The sequence below is a fragment of the Pseudomonas sp. TE21394 genome (assembly GCF_054057835.1).
In genome coordinates this window covers 1751402-1767500 of the sequence record NZ_JBSRZR010000001.1, presented here as the reverse complement: position 1 = coordinate 1767500, position 16099 = coordinate 1751402, and the positions used below count along the sequence as shown (strand labels likewise).

The 16099-nt window shown below is 57.0% G+C and carries 7 protein-coding genes, 2 tRNA genes and 6 rRNA genes (1 of these 15 only partly in view); 10 read left to right on the top strand and 5 right to left on the bottom strand.

All coding sequences use genetic code 11. The features are described 5' to 3' along the window. From ACVWZT_RS08175 to rrf (ACVWZT_RS08140), 8 genes are all read left to right on the top strand, one after another. Positions 1-558: ribosomal RNA gene (locus ACVWZT_RS08175) — 23S ribosomal RNA — on the top strand; it begins 2334 nt to the left of the window's first position. A 134-nt stretch (positions 559-692) separates the two neighbouring features. Further along, positions 693-808: ribosomal RNA gene (gene rrf, locus ACVWZT_RS08170) — 5S ribosomal RNA — on the top strand. A 444-nt stretch (positions 809-1252) separates the two neighbouring features. Next, positions 1253-2789: ribosomal RNA gene (locus ACVWZT_RS08165) — 16S ribosomal RNA — on the top strand. 84 nt (positions 2790-2873) lie between these two features. Continuing rightward, a tRNA-Ile gene (locus ACVWZT_RS08160) sits at positions 2874-2950 on the top strand. Positions 2951-2974: 24 nt separating this feature from the next. After that, positions 2975-3050: transfer RNA gene (locus tag ACVWZT_RS08155), tRNA-Ala, on the top strand. 249 nt (positions 3051-3299) lie between these two features. Then, positions 3300-6191: ribosomal RNA gene (locus ACVWZT_RS08150) — 23S ribosomal RNA — on the top strand. Positions 6192-6325: 134 nt separating this feature from the next. Next, a 5S ribosomal RNA gene (gene rrf, locus ACVWZT_RS08145) occupies positions 6326-6441 on the top strand. Positions 6442-6550: 109 nt separating this feature from the next. Next, positions 6551-6666: ribosomal RNA gene (gene rrf / locus ACVWZT_RS08140) — 5S ribosomal RNA — on the top strand. Together the 16S, 23S and 5S rRNA genes with 2 tRNA genes alongside form the textbook arrangement of a ribosomal RNA operon. Before the next feature lie 108 nt (positions 6667-6774). Here the strand turns inward: rrf (ACVWZT_RS08140) and ACVWZT_RS08135 are convergent. From ACVWZT_RS08135 to ACVWZT_RS08120, 4 genes are all read right to left on the bottom strand, one after another. Further along, on the bottom strand, positions 6775-9189 hold the full coding sequence (locus ACVWZT_RS08135) for a TonB-dependent siderophore receptor (RefSeq protein WP_457468882.1): 2415 nt from the start codon (positions 9187-9189) through the stop codon (positions 6775-6777). Positions 9190-9384: 195 nt separating this feature from the next. Beyond that, complete coding sequence (locus ACVWZT_RS08130; protein ID WP_457468881.1) at positions 9385-10341, bottom strand: FecR domain-containing protein; 957 nt, start codon at positions 10339-10341, stop codon at positions 9385-9387. Then, positions 10338-10847 carry a sigma-70 family RNA polymerase sigma factor gene (locus ACVWZT_RS08125; RefSeq protein WP_457468880.1) on the bottom strand — a complete coding sequence of 170 codons (510 nt, stop codon included), beginning with the start codon at positions 10845-10847 and terminating at the stop codon, positions 10338-10340. The genes ACVWZT_RS08130 and ACVWZT_RS08125 overlap by 4 nt, the downstream gene beginning before the upstream one ends. 109 nt (positions 10848-10956) lie before the next feature. Next, positions 10957-11646, bottom strand: a complete 690-nt coding sequence (locus tag ACVWZT_RS08120) for a GntR family transcriptional regulator (RefSeq protein ID WP_457468879.1) — start codon at positions 11644-11646, stop codon at positions 10957-10959. A gap of 202 nt (positions 11647-11848) precedes the next feature. Between ACVWZT_RS08120 and lapG the strand changes: the two genes are divergently transcribed. Both lapG and lapD read left to right on the top strand, forming a co-directional pair. Further along, the gene (gene lapG / locus ACVWZT_RS08115) at positions 11849-12610 is read left to right on the top strand and encodes a cysteine protease LapG (protein WP_296235061.1); all 762 of its coding nucleotides are present in this window, start codon (positions 11849-11851) and stop codon (positions 12608-12610) included. Positions 12611-12620: 10 nt separating this feature from the next. Beyond that, complete coding sequence (lapD, locus tag ACVWZT_RS08110; protein ID WP_457468877.1) at positions 12621-14567, top strand: cyclic di-GMP receptor LapD; 1947 nt, start codon at positions 12621-12623, stop codon at positions 14565-14567. A gap of 168 nt (positions 14568-14735) precedes the next feature. Here the strand turns inward: lapD and ACVWZT_RS08105 are convergent, their stop codons facing one another. Continuing rightward, positions 14736-16094: an HlyD family type I secretion periplasmic adaptor subunit gene (locus ACVWZT_RS08105; RefSeq protein ID WP_296235066.1), complete on the bottom strand. Its 1359-nt coding sequence runs from the start codon at positions 16092-16094 to the stop codon at positions 14736-14738. Between the last annotated feature and the right edge of the window lie 5 nt (positions 16095-16099).

Sequence of the window (16099 nt, the reverse complement as noted above, 5' to 3'; positions counted from 1 at the left end):
CTGCGAGACAAACACGTCGAGCAGGTACGAAAGTAGGTCTTAGTGATCCGGTGGTTCTGTATGGAAGGGCCATCGCTCAACGGATAAAAGGTACTCCGGGGATAACAGGCTGATACCGCCCAAGAGTTCATATCGACGGCGGTGTTTGGCACCTCGATGTCGGCTCATCACATCCTGGGGCTGAAGCCGGTCCCAAGGGTATGGCTGTTCGCCATTTAAAGTGGTACGCGAGCTGGGTTTAGAACGTCGTGAGACAGTTCGGTCCCTATCTGCCGTGGACGTTTGAGATTTGAGAGGGGCTGCTCCTAGTACGAGAGGACCGGAGTGGACGAACCTCTGGTGTTCCGGTTGTCACGCCAGTGGCATTGCCGGGTAGCTATGTTCGGAAGAGATAACCGCTGAAAGCATCTAAGCGGGAAACTTGCCTCAAGATGAGATCTCACTGGAACCTTGAGTTCCCTGAAGGGCCGTCGAAGACTACGACGTTGATAGGTTGGGTGTGTAAGCGCTGTGAGGCGTTGAGCTAACCAATACTAATTGCCCGTGAGGCTTGACCATATAACACCCAAGCAATTTGCTGACGCAGATTGCGGTGGTGAAGATGATACGAACCGAAAGTTCGCAACGAACCACGAACATCACATATCCGGATTCGCTGGAGTGTCTACCAGGACCTTCTGGCAACAGAATTTCTTGACGACCATAGAGCATTGGAACCACCTGATCCCATCCCGAACTCAGCAGTGAAACGATGCATCGCCGATGGTAGTGTGGGGCTTCCCCATGTGAGAGTAGGTCATCGTCAAGATTCATTTCGCAAAACCCCTATCTGCGCATGCAGGTAGGGGTTTTGTCTTTAAGTAGAAGCTATCGCTTCTCCTGGTTGGCTGAACGGCCGGTCGGTGGCAAAAAGGTGGTTGACAGCGTTTTCGAATGCTGTATTATTCACCTCCCGCGACGAGATATCGAAGCGAGTTAAGTGTCTGAAGTTAAACGAGTTTCTTGCGAAAACTTCAAAATAAACGCTTGACAGGCAATGAGGAAAGCGTAGAATGCGCGCCTCGGTTGAGACGAAACGCTCTTGGCCAAACGCTCTTTAACAAATCGAATCAAGCAATTCGTGTGGGTGCTTGTGAGTACGGACTGATAGTCACAAAGATTATCAGCATCACAAGTGGCCATGCGAGAAATCACATAGTCATTTGAGATTGCTGAGCCAAGTTTAGGGTTTCTTAAAAACCCAAGCAGTATTGAACTGAAGAGTTTGATCATGGCTCAGATTGAACGCTGGCGGCAGGCCTAACACATGCAAGTCGAGCGGATGACGGGAGCTTGCTCCTTGATTCAGCGGCGGACGGGTGAGTAATGCCTAGGAATCTGCCTGGTAGTGGGGGACAACGTTTCGAAAGGAACGCTAATACCGCATACGTCCTACGGGAGAAAGCAGGGGACCTTCGGGCCTTGCGCTATCAGATGAGCCTAGGTCGGATTAGCTAGTTGGTGAGGTAATGGCTCACCAAGGCGACGATCCGTAACTGGTCTGAGAGGATGATCAGTCACACTGGAACTGAGACACGGTCCAGACTCCTACGGGAGGCAGCAGTGGGGAATATTGGACAATGGGCGAAAGCCTGATCCAGCCATGCCGCGTGTGTGAAGAAGGTCTTCGGATTGTAAAGCACTTTAAGTTGGGAGGAAGGGCAGTAAGTTAATACCTTGCTGTTTTGACGTTACCGACAGAATAAGCACCGGCTAACTCTGTGCCAGCAGCCGCGGTAATACAGAGGGTGCAAGCGTTAATCGGAATTACTGGGCGTAAAGCGCGCGTAGGTGGTTCGTTAAGTTGGATGTGAAAGCCCCGGGCTCAACCTGGGAACTGCATCCAAAACTGGCGAGCTAGAGTACGGTAGAGGGTGGTGGAATTTCCTGTGTAGCGGTGAAATGCGTAGATATAGGAAGGAACACCAGTGGCGAAGGCGACCACCTGGACTGATACTGACACTGAGGTGCGAAAGCGTGGGGAGCAAACAGGATTAGATACCCTGGTAGTCCACGCCGTAAACGATGTCAACTAGCCGTTGGAATCCTTGAGATTTTAGTGGCGCAGCTAACGCATTAAGTTGACCGCCTGGGGAGTACGGCCGCAAGGTTAAAACTCAAATGAATTGACGGGGGCCCGCACAAGCGGTGGAGCATGTGGTTTAATTCGAAGCAACGCGAAGAACCTTACCAGGCCTTGACATGCAGAGAACTTTCCAGAGATGGATTGGTGCCTTCGGGAACTCTGACACAGGTGCTGCATGGCTGTCGTCAGCTCGTGTCGTGAGATGTTGGGTTAAGTCCCGTAACGAGCGCAACCCTTGTCCTTAGTTACCAGCACGTTATGGTGGGCACTCTAAGGAGACTGCCGGTGACAAACCGGAGGAAGGTGGGGATGACGTCAAGTCATCATGGCCCTTACGGCCTGGGCTACACACGTGCTACAATGGTCGGTACAGAGGGTTGCCAAGCCGCGAGGTGGAGCTAATCTCACAAAACCGATCGTAGTCCGGATCGCAGTCTGCAACTCGACTGCGTGAAGTCGGAATCGCTAGTAATCGCGAATCAGAATGTCGCGGTGAATACGTTCCCGGGCCTTGTACACACCGCCCGTCACACCATGGGAGTGGGTTGCACCAGAAGTAGCTAGTCTAACCTTCGGGGGGACGGTTACCACGGTGTGATTCATGACTGGGGTGAAGTCGTAACAAGGTAGCCGTAGGGGAACCTGCGGCTGGATCACCTCCTTAATCGACGACATCAGCCTGCTGATGAGCTCCCACACGAATTGCTTGATTCATTGTAAAAGACGATGTTGCACGTGACCCTGTTATAGGTCTGTAGCTCAGTTGGTTAGAGCGCACCCCTGATAAGGGTGAGGTCGGCAGTTCAAATCTGCCCAGACCTACCATTACATGGTTCAGCCGTAGAATACGGGGCCATAGCTCAGCTGGGAGAGCGCCTGCCTTGCACGCAGGAGGTCAGCGGTTCGATCCCGCTTGGCTCCACCACTTTCTGCTGTTGTAAAATTGTTGCAGTTGATCAAACTCAGAAATGAACATTCGCTTCGAATGTTGATTTCTGGCTTTTGTCAGATCGTTCTTTAAAAATTCGGATATGTGATAGATATAGACTGATGGCCAGTTTCACTGCTGGTTATCAGGCTAAGGTAAAATTTGTGAGTTCTGCTCGAAAGAGCAACATGCGAATTTTCGGCGAATGTCGTCTTCACAGTATAACCAGATTGCTTGGGGTTATATGGTCAAGTGAAGAAGCGCATACGGTGGATGCCTTGGCAGTCAGAGGCGATGAAAGACGTGGTAGCCTGCGATAAGCTTTGGGGAGTCGGCAAACAGACTGTGATCCAGAGATCTCTGAATGGGGGAACCCACTCAGCACAAGCTGAGTATCTTGTACTGAATACATAGGTGCAAGAGGCGAACCAGGGGAACTGAAACATCTAAGTACCCTGAGGAAAAGAAATCAACCGAGATTCCCTTAGTAGTGGCGAGCGAACGGGGACCAGCCCTTAAGTTGATTTGAGATTAGTGGAACGCTCTGGAAAGTGCGGCCATAGTGGGTGATAGCCCCGTACACGAAAATCTCTTGTCAATGAAATCGAGTAGGACGGAGCACGAGAAACTTTGTCTGAACATGGGGGGACCATCCTCCAAGGCTAAATACTACTGACTGACCGATAGTGAACCAGTACCGTGAGGGAAAGGCGAAAAGAACCCCGGAGAGGGGAGTGAAATAGAACCTGAAACCGTATGCGTACAAGCAGTGGGAGCCTACTTTGTTAGGTGACTGCGTACCTTTTGTATAATGGGTCAGCGACTTATATTCAGTGGCGAGCTTAACCGAATAGGGGAGGCGTAGCGAAAGCGAGTCTTAATAGGGCGTTTAGTCGCTGGGTATAGACCCGAAACCGGGCGATCTATCCATGGGCAGGTTGAAGGTTAGGTAACACTGACTGGAGGACCGAACCGACTACCGTTGAAAAGTTAGCGGATGACCTGTGGATCGGAGTGAAAGGCTAATCAAGCTCGGAGATAGCTGGTTCTCCTCGAAAGCTATTTAGGTAGCGCCTCATGTATCACTCCAGGGGGTAGAGCACTGTTTCGGCTAGGGGGTCATCCCGACTTACCAAACCGATGCAAACTCCGAATACCTGGAAGTGCCGAGCATGGGAGACACACGGCGGGTGCTAACGTCCGTCGTGAAAAGGGAAACAACCCAGACCGTCAGCTAAGGTCCCAAAGTCATGGTTAAGTGGGAAACGATGTGGGAAGGCTTAGACAGCTAGGAGGTTGGCTTAGAAGCAGCCACCCTTTAAAGAAAGCGTAATAGCTCACTAGTCGAGTCGGCCTGCGCGGAAGATGTAACGGGGCTCAAACCATGCACCGAAGCTACGGGTGTCATCTTTGATGACGCGGTAGAGGAGCGTTCTGTAAGCCTGTGAAGGTGAGTTGAGAAGCTTGCTGGAGGTATCAGAAGTGCGAATGCTGACATGAGTAACGACAATGCGAGTGAAAAACTCGCACGCCGAAAGACCAAGGTTTCCTGCGCAACGTTAATCGACGCAGGGTTAGTCGGTCCCTAAGGCGAGGCTGAAAAGCGTAGTCGATGGAAAACAGGTTAATATTCCTGTACTTCCAGTTATTGCGATGGAGGGACGGAGAAGGTTAGGCCAGCCTGGCGTTGGTTGTCCAGGTTTAAGGTGGTAGGCTGGAATCTTAGGCAAATCCGGGATTTCAAGGCCGAGAGCTGATGACGAGTTGCCTTCAGGCGACGAAGTGGTTGATACCATGCTTCCAAGAAAAGCTCCTAAGCTTCAGATAACTGGGAACCGTACCCCAAACCGACACAGGTGGTTAGGTAGAGAATACCAAGGCGCTTGAGAGAACTCGGGTGAAGGAACTAGGCAAAATGGCACCGTAACTTCGGGAGAAGGTGCGCCGGCGAGGGTGAAGGACTTGCTCCGTAAGCCCATGCCGGTCGAAGATACCAGGCCGCTGCGACTGTTTATTAAAAACACAGCACTCTGCAAACACGAAAGTGGACGTATAGGGTGTGACGCCTGCCCGGTGCCGGAAGGTTAATTGATGGGGTTAGCGCAAGCGAAGCTCTTGATCGAAGCCCCGGTAAACGGCGGCCGTAACTATAACGGTCCTAAGGTAGCGAAATTCCTTGTCGGGTAAGTTCCGACCTGCACGAATGGCGTAACGATGGCGGCGCTGTCTCCACCCGAGACTCAGTGAAATTGAAATCGCTGTGAAGATGCAGTGTATCCGCGGCTAGACGGAAAGACCCCGTGAACCTTTACTATAGCTTTGCACTGGACTTTGAATTTGCTTGTGTAGGATAGGTGGGAGGCTTTGAAGTGGGGACGCCAGTTCTCATGGAGCCATCCTTGAAATACCACCCTGGCAACTTTGAGGTTCTAACTCAGGTCCGTTATCCGGATCGAGGACAGTGTATGGTGGGTAGTTTGACTGGGGCGGTCTCCTCCCAAAGAGTAACGGAGGAGTACGAAGGTGCGCTCAGACCGGTCGGAAATCGGTCGTAGAGTATAAAGGCAAAAGCGCGCTTGACTGCGAGACAAACACGTCGAGCAGGTACGAAAGTAGGTCTTAGTGATCCGGTGGTTCTGTATGGAAGGGCCATCGCTCAACGGATAAAAGGTACTCCGGGGATAACAGGCTGATACCGCCCAAGAGTTCATATCGACGGCGGTGTTTGGCACCTCGATGTCGGCTCATCACATCCTGGGGCTGAAGCCGGTCCCAAGGGTATGGCTGTTCGCCATTTAAAGTGGTACGCGAGCTGGGTTTAGAACGTCGTGAGACAGTTCGGTCCCTATCTGCCGTGGACGTTTGAGATTTGAGAGGGGCTGCTCCTAGTACGAGAGGACCGGAGTGGACGAACCTCTGGTGTTCCGGTTGTCACGCCAGTGGCATTGCCGGGTAGCTATGTTCGGAAGAGATAACCGCTGAAAGCATCTAAGCGGGAAACTTGCCTCAAGATGAGATCTCACTGGAACCTTGAGTTCCCTGAAGGGCCGTCGAAGACTACGACGTTGATAGGTTGGGTGTGTAAGCGCTGTGAGGCGTTGAGCTAACCAATACTAATTGCCCGTGAGGCTTGACCATATAACACCCAAGCAATTTGCTGACGCAGATTGCGGTGGTGAAGATGATACGAACCGAAAGTTCGCAACGAACCACGAACATCACATATCCGGATTCGCTGGAGTGTCTACCAGGACCTTCTGGCAACAGAATTTCTTGACGACCATAGAGCATTGGAACCACCTGATCCCATCCCGAACTCAGCAGTGAAACGATGCATCGCCGATGGTAGTGTGGGGCTTCCCCATGTGAGAGTAGGTCATCGTCAAGATTCATTTCGCAAAACCCCTATCTGCGCATGCAGGTAGGGGTTTTGTCTTTAAGTAGGAACTACAGAGATTCGCAGGCACGTCCGAGGGACGGGCCAGCACACAGAATTTCTTGACGACCATAGAGCATTGGAACCACCTGATCCCATCCCGAACTCAGCAGTGAAACGATGCATCGCCGATGGTAGTGTGGGGCTTCCCCATGTGAGAGTAGGTCATCGTCAAGATTCAAACCCAAAGCCCCTGTCTGCGCTGCAGACAGGGGCTTTGTCTTTTCCCGGCATAACTCTCAAGCTAGGGCGATAGCGGTACAGGAGCCTGCAGCTACCGCGAGGTCAGAACTGGTAGCTGACGGTGGCACTTACATTGCGTTCTTCACCCATGTAACAGTAGTCCAAACTGGCACACGAAGTGATGTAGCTCTCATTGGTCAGGTTGTTGGCGTTCAGGCGAACATCCACACCCTGAAGGCCGAGCTTACCCAGGTCATAGCCGATCGATGCGTCAAATAGGGTGTAGGCAGGCACTTTCATGCTGTTTTCCGCATCGGCCCAGCTGTACCCCACGTATCGCACCCCACCGCCCAGTCTCAGGCCATCCAGAGGCCCCTGCCGGAAGTTGTAGTCGGCCCAAAGGGAGAGCATTTGTTTCGGCGCCTGGGTTGGCGACTGGCCCTTGTTGTCCAGGTTGCCCGACACCAGGCTGGGCATGGATTTGGTGTACTCGATATCGGTGAAGGTATAGCCGCCCAGCAACTTCAGGCTGTCGGTCAGCTGCACATGGGCCTCCAATTCCAGCCCTTGCGAGCGTACTTGGCCTACAGGGCGATAGAAGTCTTCATCAGGCTGCTTGGACGCCAGGTTCTCCTGCTCGATGCGGAACAACGATGCGGTAAACAGATTGTCGCTCCCAGGTGGCTGATACTTGAGGCCGGCTTCCCATTGGGTGCCCTCGGTCGGTGCCAGCGGGCGACCGTCCTGGTCGGAAACGGTATTGGGGTTGAATGACTCCGAATAGCTGACATAAGGCGCAATGCCGTTTTCGAACAGGTAGAGCAGCCCAGCGCGGGTACTGAACCTGGAGCGTTGGTCACTGACCTTGGTGTTGCTATCGCGATTTTCCTCGGACACCTTCACCCAGTCCTGGCGCAACCCCAAGGAGAAGCGCCACTGGTCCAGTTCCACCAGGTCCTGCAAGTACACACCCGTTTGTTGCAAACGGCGCTGGTAGCGGTTTTCGCCCAGCACCTGCAGGTTCCCCTTGTCGTACTGCGGGTTGCTGGCATCCAGCGGGTCGACTGTGCCATAACGCCAGGCCACATCGGCCTTGCGTCGTTGATAGTCGGCGCCCAGCAGCAAAGTATGTTTGGCGGCCCCTGTAAAGAATTCCGCCTGCAGCATATTGTCGATGATGTACGAATGCAGGCGCTCGTCGCCGCCGGTGTAGGCACGGTTGAGGATATTGCTGTCGGCATCCGCCCAACCGGCGGAGTACACCTGGTCCATCGACACGTCCGAATCCTGGTAGCGGAAATTCTGCCGCGCCGTGAACACGTCGTTGAAGCGATGCTCGAACTGGTAGCTGAACGACTGCTGGGTGCGCTCATAGTTGTCGATACCTGGCTCGCCCTCGAAGAAATGGTCCGACAGGCGCAAGCCGTTGCGCTTGTGCAGCATGCCGTCTGCAGGGTTGCCGCCGTGGTACCCGCCGTTGGGGTCGTGTTGCAGGTAGGCCTGCAAGGTAAGCGAGGTGTCCTCGCTGAAATCCATGCTGATTGCCGGCGCGATGGCGTAGCGTTCTTCCTTGTTGTGGTCGAACTGCGTGTCGGAAGCATCCGCAAGGCCAGTCAGGCGATACGCAATGCGCTTGTGGTCATCCACAGGGCCACTGAAGTCGAAACCCATGCCGCGGTGGCCTTGGGTACCGACCGTTGCCTGAACCTGGCGATAACGGGTAAACAGCGGCTTTTTAGTGGTCAGTGCCACCAGACCTCCTGGGGAACTACGGCCATACAGTACCGAAGAAGGTCCCTTCAGGATGTCTATTCGCTCCAGGAAGTATGGGTCCACCTGCATGGTGCTGTAGGTACCGTTGTCCCCCATCGACTTGAGCCCATCGACATAGATGTTGTCAACCGAGCCGTCATTGAAGCCACGCATGGCCACATAGTCGTAGCGGTGAGTGGCACCGTAGGGGTTGGTCAGTACGCCGGGCGTATAGCGCATGGCCTGGGCAACCGTCTGTGAGCCTTGGTCGTCTATCTGCTGACGGGTAACCACCGAGACTGATTGAGATGTCTCTACCAACGGCATGCTGGTCTTGGTCGCTACCTGGCTATGGGTAGCGTTGTAACCATCCATGCTGCCTAGTGCATTGCCTAGGGTGAAACCCCGGACATCGGTGTCTGGCAACGACAGTGCGGCGCCCTGGGGCTGTGCTTGCAGTACATAGCTGCGCCCATCCTGTGTGACCGCTTCCAGGCCGCTGCCATTGAGCAACTGGCGCAGTGCCTTGTCGGTAGGGTATTGCCCCTGCAGGCCGTTGGATTGCAAACCCTGGGTGAGCTGCGGCGTAGCTGAGAGCGTGATGCCGGCCTGTCGGGCGAACTGATTGAGCACATCATCCAGCTGGCCAGCCGGGATTGCATAGTGTGGGTTGAGTTCGACAGTTTCAGCTGCCACCGATACCGGCATGACTGTTGTCAGGCCTAACGCGGTGCCAAACAGCGCAGCCCGGACGGCTTTACGCAATAGAGTTGAGTCTAAGACAGGTCGAAAATCATTCGCATTGATAGAGCGCGTGTTCGCAAAGGCGGTAGGCATGATGGGTCCATCAAGAGTAAGGGCAGGAGGATCGCTTACTGTCCTAGCCGGACCGGCAGCCAAAACCCGTCAAAAAAGCTGTCGGGATGCGCCGCGGCCACGAAGGCAGCAGCCGCTACCAGGTCAGGCCAACCCCTCCACATGCACCCACCAGCGTGTGAGTTGGCGAAGCTGCACAGGCAGTGTCCGGGGCAGTACCAGCAGCAGTTGCTCCGGATCTTCAAGGCGGAATACGCCTGACAGGCGCAAGTCGGCGATGTCATCGCTGCAGCCCAGGTAACCGTGGCGATAACGGCTGACCTGGGTGAGAAAGTCGGACAGGCGAATGTCCCGGGTGACGATCAGCCCTTCCGTCCAGGCCATTGCATCCATGTTCACCTGGTCGAGCCGGTAGGCGCCTTGCGCATCCAGGCGCCAGTTCTGGCCACGTTCGATCCACTCCACAGGGGCTTGGCCAGGCCGATGTATCGCGACCCTGCCATGGCTTACACTCACCCACGTGCAATCGCTGTCCTGGCGTGCCACGAAGCGTCCACCGAACCCTTCCAGCAACCCGTCGCGAGTTTGTACCAGAACCTGTCGCTGAGGGCTGCAGGTAATCATCAACTCCCCTTGCTTCAGGTGGAGCAGGTGCTGCCGCTCAGTGGAAGCCCGGTCCACCGCGCTGCGGGTATTCAGTTGCAGCAGCGTTCCATCGGAAAGCCGGAAGGCGCGCCGTTCGCCGGTGCCGGTGGCATAGTCCGATGTCCAGGCGCTGGTTGTATCGAGGTCCTTGGCCAGCCATGCCGCTGAACCCAGCATGGCAACTCCGCCAAGCAGCTTCAAGGCCTGCCGGCGATGCAGGCGGCGCTGGCTGCTCTCCAAGGTCTGCAAGGCCAACCCGGCTCCGGGGAGGGAGCGCAGGTCCAGTTCTTGTTGCAGGTGAGTCACCCGTTGCCAAGCCAGTTCGTTTTCGTGGCGGGCGCTGCGCCATTGCGCACACTGTTGCTGCAGTGCGGAGTCATGCCCGTTCTCGCGCAGTTTCAGTATCCACTGGATAGCCTGCTTGACCAACGTTGCATCAGGTCGCGCGGCGGTCATTGGTCGCACTCGTCTGTGTAGCGCAACAGGTAGCAATGGTAGAGCGCATCGGCGATGTAGCGCTCCACGGTACGCACCGAGATTCCCATCTGGTCGGCAATGGCCTGGTGCTTGAGCCCCTCGCATTGGGCCAGCAGGAATGCACGGCGTACCTTGGGTTTGAGGCCGTCGAGCATGCGCGCGATGCGCTCCAGCAACTCCAGCAGCAGCTCCCGGGTTTCGGCCGAGGGGGCTTGTGCTTCCGGCATATGAGCCAGCGCCTCGAGATAGGCCCTGTGCAATTCCTCGCGTCGCCAGTGATCGATCACCAGTCCACGCGCGACTGTGCGCAGGAAGGCCCGTGGCGCGTTCAGTTGCAGGTGCTCGCGCCGCTGTAGCAGGCGCATGAACGTGTCCTGGGCCAGGTCCGCGGCATCGGCGGCATTGCCCAGCGTGTTGCGCAGCCAGGCATGCAACCAGCTGTGGTGGTCACTGTACAGCGTTTGCAAGGAATCGTTGCTAGGCATGGGCGAGAACACTGCCATCAATAGACATGAATGATAATTAGTCTCATTGTTGGCGGGGGCGAAGCAATTTGCAACCCATTGCCACCCCCTGCTTGCAATCAGTGCCCGGTTAACGTCTCAACTGGGTGTCCAGGTACATGCGGATAACCCGCGCTGCGGTATTGAGGTGACTTTCCAGTACCGCTATCGCTTCATCTACCAGCTTGGCGCTGGCGGCATTCACCAGCGCGTTGTGATCGTCCTGGGTTAGCTTGCCCAAGCCCATGGTCGAAAGATGAAACCGCAGGAAACGTTCTTCTTCGTTCAATTCGTCTTCGATCAGGCGCAGCAGTTTCTTGTTAGGCGCCTTGTTGTACAACGACATGTGGAACAGGCGATTGAGACGGCCGATTTCCGCATGCCGGGTTTCGTTCTCCAGTTGCTGGATATACCCACGGGCGCTGGCGATGTCGCTGGCATCGAGTAACGGGATGGACTGCCGCAGCGCCTCGGTCTCAAGCAGGACGCGCAGGGCGTAGGTATCCACCGCGTCCTCCCCGATCAACGGCGCAACCACTGCGCCCTTGTGCATCTCGACTTTCAGCAGTGATTGGGCCTCGAGCTGGCGCAAGGCCTCGCGCACCGGCATGCGGCTGACGCCGAACAAGGTCGCGAGCTCTTGTTGTCGAACGGCAGTCCCTGCGGGCAGACGGCCATCAAGAATGGCGCTGCGCAGGCGTTCTTCGATGACGGCACGGGCCTGGTGAGGCAACAGCTGCTCGCTGGCCAGCACATTGCTCAATTTGATTTTCTGGGCCACGCGACGTCTGCCTCAACGATGACTAACTTGGATCCAATGACACTAGTAAAGCTCGCGGAGGTGTCAAACCCGCACCTTCAGTGGAACGGCTGCCGCAAGAGCGCGGCTATGGTGGATGAAGTTGCCGGCCAAAGGAAGCGCCCCATAGAAGGTTATAACCATAAAGTGTAGGTGGTCTGACAAGCGGGTGCATGATTGCAGGGTGCCATTGTCTTTTGCCGCTGCAAGCCGCACCATCGCTGCTTTCGACAGGCCTGAACAGGGCTTCGCAGTGGCGATATCCTGGATGCTCAAAACCGTTGTGCAACGTATCGGCCTTGCTGCGCTGCTGGGCAGTCTGCTGCTGGGCGGCCTGCACGCGGATTGGGACTTTTCCCAGATCAGCCGCAAGTCGCAGGCCCTGTATGGCCCGTTGGGGAGCGGGCAGGGCCGCATCGATGCCTGGCAGAACCTGATGGCTACCCAGAAGCAGGGTACGGAGCTCGAGCGGCTGCAGGTGGTCAACCGCTTCTTCAACCAGCAACTGCGTTATGTCGAGGACATCGACCTGTGGCACGAGGTCGATTACTGGGCTACACCGGTCCAGGCGCTGATCAAGGGCGCAGGGGACTGCGAGGACTATGCCATCGCAAAGTATTTCAGCCTGAGGCGCATGGGCGTCCCCAGCGAGAAACTGCGTATCACTTACGTCAAGGCGCTGCGGCAGAACCGGGCGCATATGGTCCTGACCTATTATTCAAGCCCACAAGCGCAGCCATTGGTGCTCGATAGCCTGATGGACGCCATCAAGCCGGCCAGCCAGCGCACCGACCTGCTGCCGGTTTACGCTTTCAATGGCGAGGGGCTTTGGTTGACCGGGGCCGCAGGCAACAAGAAGGTCGGCGATACCAAGCGGCTGTCACGCTGGCAGGATCTGTTGAAGAAAATGCAGGCCGAAGGGTTCCCGGCCGAACCGGTTTACTGAAGGAGCACAGATGTCACTGTTCAAACAATTGCTGTTGGCCATTTGCCTGTTCCTGGTGGTTGCCTTCAGTGGCAGTTTCATGGTCAGCCTGGAAAGTTCGCGCAACCAGTACGTCAACCAGTTGCGCTCGCACGCCCAGGATGCGGCAACAGCGCTGGCACTGTCGCTGACGCCGAATATCGACGACCCGGCGATGGTCGAACTGATGGTCAGTTCAATCTTCGACAGCGGTTATTATTCGAGCATCAAGGTCATCGACCTGGGCTCCAGTGCGGTACTGGTGGAACGCCATGCCGAACCGGACCCTGGCGGTGTGCCACGCTGGTTTATACGCCTGATCGGCCTGGAAGCCGCCGGTGGTGATGCCATCGTCAGCCGCGGCTGGCAGCAGGCCGCGCGTGTCGAAGTTATCAGCCACCCGATGTTCGCCATTGCCAAGCTCTGGCAAAGTGCCTTGGGTAGCCTGGGCTGGTTGCTGCTGTGTGGCGCGGCCAGTGCGGTGCTCGGCGCCTTGTTGCTGCGCCGCCAATTGCGCCCTCTGGACTACATGGTCGAGCAGTCCCACGCTATTGCCCGCCGCGAATTCCTCAGCCTGCCGGAGTTACCGCGTACGCCCGAACTGCGCCGCGTGGTGCAGGCGATGAACCAGATGGTCGAAAAGCTCAAAGCCCTGTTTACCGAACAGGCCGAGCGCAGTGAGCGGCTGCGTGCCGAGTCCTATCAGGACAGCCTCACCGGGTTGTCCAACCGGCGTTATTTCGAGATGCAGCTGAACACCCGTGTAAGCAACCTGGAAGAAGCGCGCGCCGGCTACCTGCTGTTGTTGCGGGTACAGGGGCTGGCAGGGTTGAACGCCCGCCTTGGTGGTCAGCGTACCGACCAGTTGCTGCAGGCCGTAGGCGAGCAGTTGCGCCGCACCTGTGCCAGTTACCCGGAAACCAACGACCTGATTTCACGCAGCCGGGGTGGCGAGTTTGCCGTGCTCGCGCCAGGCATGGTGCATGAAGAGGCGGTGCATCTTGCCCAAGCCCTGGAGGCGACTCTGCACAGCCTGCATGAGACCGGCGCCAGTGATATAGACCCGGTCGCCTGCATCGGCCTGGCACCCTACAGCCCTGGTGACTCACCGCAGGCGCTGCTGAAGCTTGCCGACGAGGCCTTGGCCCGCGCCGAAAACCAGCCGACGCCGGGCTGGGTCTGCCTCGAACAGGGTGTGGCAGCCGTCGCGGCCGACAGCCAGCATGCCTGGCACGAGCGGCTCGACCAGGCGTTCATCGGCGGGCGTTTCGAGCTGTTCTTCCAGCCTGTGGTGGATTGCGGCACTGGGCAACGGGTGCTGCACCACAAGGTGATCTCACGCTTGCAGGATGGCCAGGGCGAGGCGCTGCCGGCAGGCCGTTTCCTGCCCTGGCTGGAACGCTTCGGCTGGATGCCACGACTGGATGTGCTGGTGCTGGAGAAGGTGCTCGCACACCTGCGCGGGCATGACCAGGTGCTGGCGCTGAACCTGTCTGCAGCGACCTTGGCCGACACCAGGGCCTTGCAGCGTGTCTTCGAATTGCTGAGCCAGCATACGGTGCTGGGGCCGCGGCTGATTTTCGAGATCGGCGAAGAGCAACTGCCCGAGCAGTCAGCTCTGGAACAGCTGACCCGCCGCCTGCACGCGCTTGGCTTCGGTCTGGCGCTGCAACGCTTTGGCGGGCGCTTCAGCATGATCGGCAACCTGGCACATCTGGGCTTGGCGTACCTGAAGATCGACGGCAGTTATATCCGTAACATCGACCACGAGCAGCACAAGCGGCTGTTCATCGAGGCGATCCAGCGCGCGGCACACAGCATTGACCTGCCGCTGATTGCCGAGCGGGTCGAGACGGAAGGGGAGCGGCTGGTGTTGCGCGAAATGGGCGTGGGCGGTATTCAGGGGCAGTTGGTCGGCGAACCTGCGCCCTGGCGCTGACAGTTTACAGGTATCGCCGAGCAACAATGCCTACCTGAGCGGCCTTGTGTCGAGAAAGGGCCGCACAGCGGCCCGCAACTCAGCAGCGATGCATGAATCGCTGGGGCTGCTGCGCAGCCCTTTCGCGACACAAGGCCGCCGCTACGGCGAACTTGGCAGAAATGGCTATCAACGCTCGCGCAGTGCTTCTGAACGCGCCTTCATGATCGGCTTGAGCAGGTAGCTCATGATGGTCTTCTTGCCGGTCATGATGTCCACTGTGGCCACCATTCCCGGAATGATCAGCAACGGTTTCTCGTCAGTTCCCAGGTGGCTGCGATCAGTACGCAGCTTGATCAGGTAGTAGGTGGTCTTCTTGTCTTCATCGGTGATGGTATCGGCGCCGATCTGCTCGAGTTTGGCCTTGAGCCCGCCGTAGATGGTGTAGTCATAGGCCGTGAACTTGACCGTCGCCTCCTGGCCCGGGTGCAGGAAGGCGATGTCCTTGGGCAGGATTTTCGCCTCGATGACCAGCGTATCGTCCAGTGGCACTACCTCAAGTATGTCGCTGCCAGGCTGGATGACCCCGCCAATAGTGTTGACCAGCAGCTGTTTGACGATGCCGCGCACTGGCGACGTGACCAGGGTGCGGTTGACCCGGTCATCCAGGGCCTTGCTGGTCGCAGTGGCCTTGTTCAGCTCGGTACGCGCTTCGTTCAGCTGGGTCAGCGCTTCGCTGCGGAATTTGCCGCGGGTTTCTTCGATCTTGCTTTGCACCTCGCGGATCGCCGCTTCCGCCCGCGGGATGGCCAACGCGGTGGAATCCAGCTGGCCACGGTTCTCCACTTCGGCACGACGCAAGCGCAGCACTTCGACCTGGGAGATCGCACCGGTAGCCACCAACGGCTCGGACATGCTGATTTCCTTGCGCAGCAGCTCCAGGCTGTTGGCGTACTGGGCGCGTTTGGAGCTGTATTCACGCAGCTCCTGCTGGCGCTGTACCAGCTGTTGTTGCAGGCCGCCGATCTCATCCTGCAGTTGCTGGCGCCGGCTCTGGTACAGCGACTCTTCACTGGCGGCCTGGCTTGGTGCGGCCTTGCGCAGCGCCTCGTCGATCTTCAGCGGGCGGTCCTCAACTTCGGCACTCAGGCGCTCAACCCGCAGGGCCATGGACAGGCGGTCGGCCTCGGTTTCACCAACGTTGGAGGCGAAGCGCGTCTCATCAAGGCGCAACAACGGCTGGCCCACTTCGACGATCTGCCCTTCCTTGGCGAAAATCTCGGCGACAATGCCGCCTTCCAGGTTCTGGATCTTCTGTACCTTGGATGACGGAATGGCCTTGCCTTCGCCCCGCGTGACTTCATCGATGGGGGCGACGCTGGCCCATACGATAAGGAACACGAAGAACAGTATCACGCCCCAGATGGTCAGCCGCACGACCCGCGGTGCATCCTCGATCAGGGCCTTGTTGACCTCGGGCAGCGGCTGGCCACCCAGTGAGTCGGAGCCTTTGAAATAGCGGCGCAGGCCATCCTTGAATTGCCCCATATCCA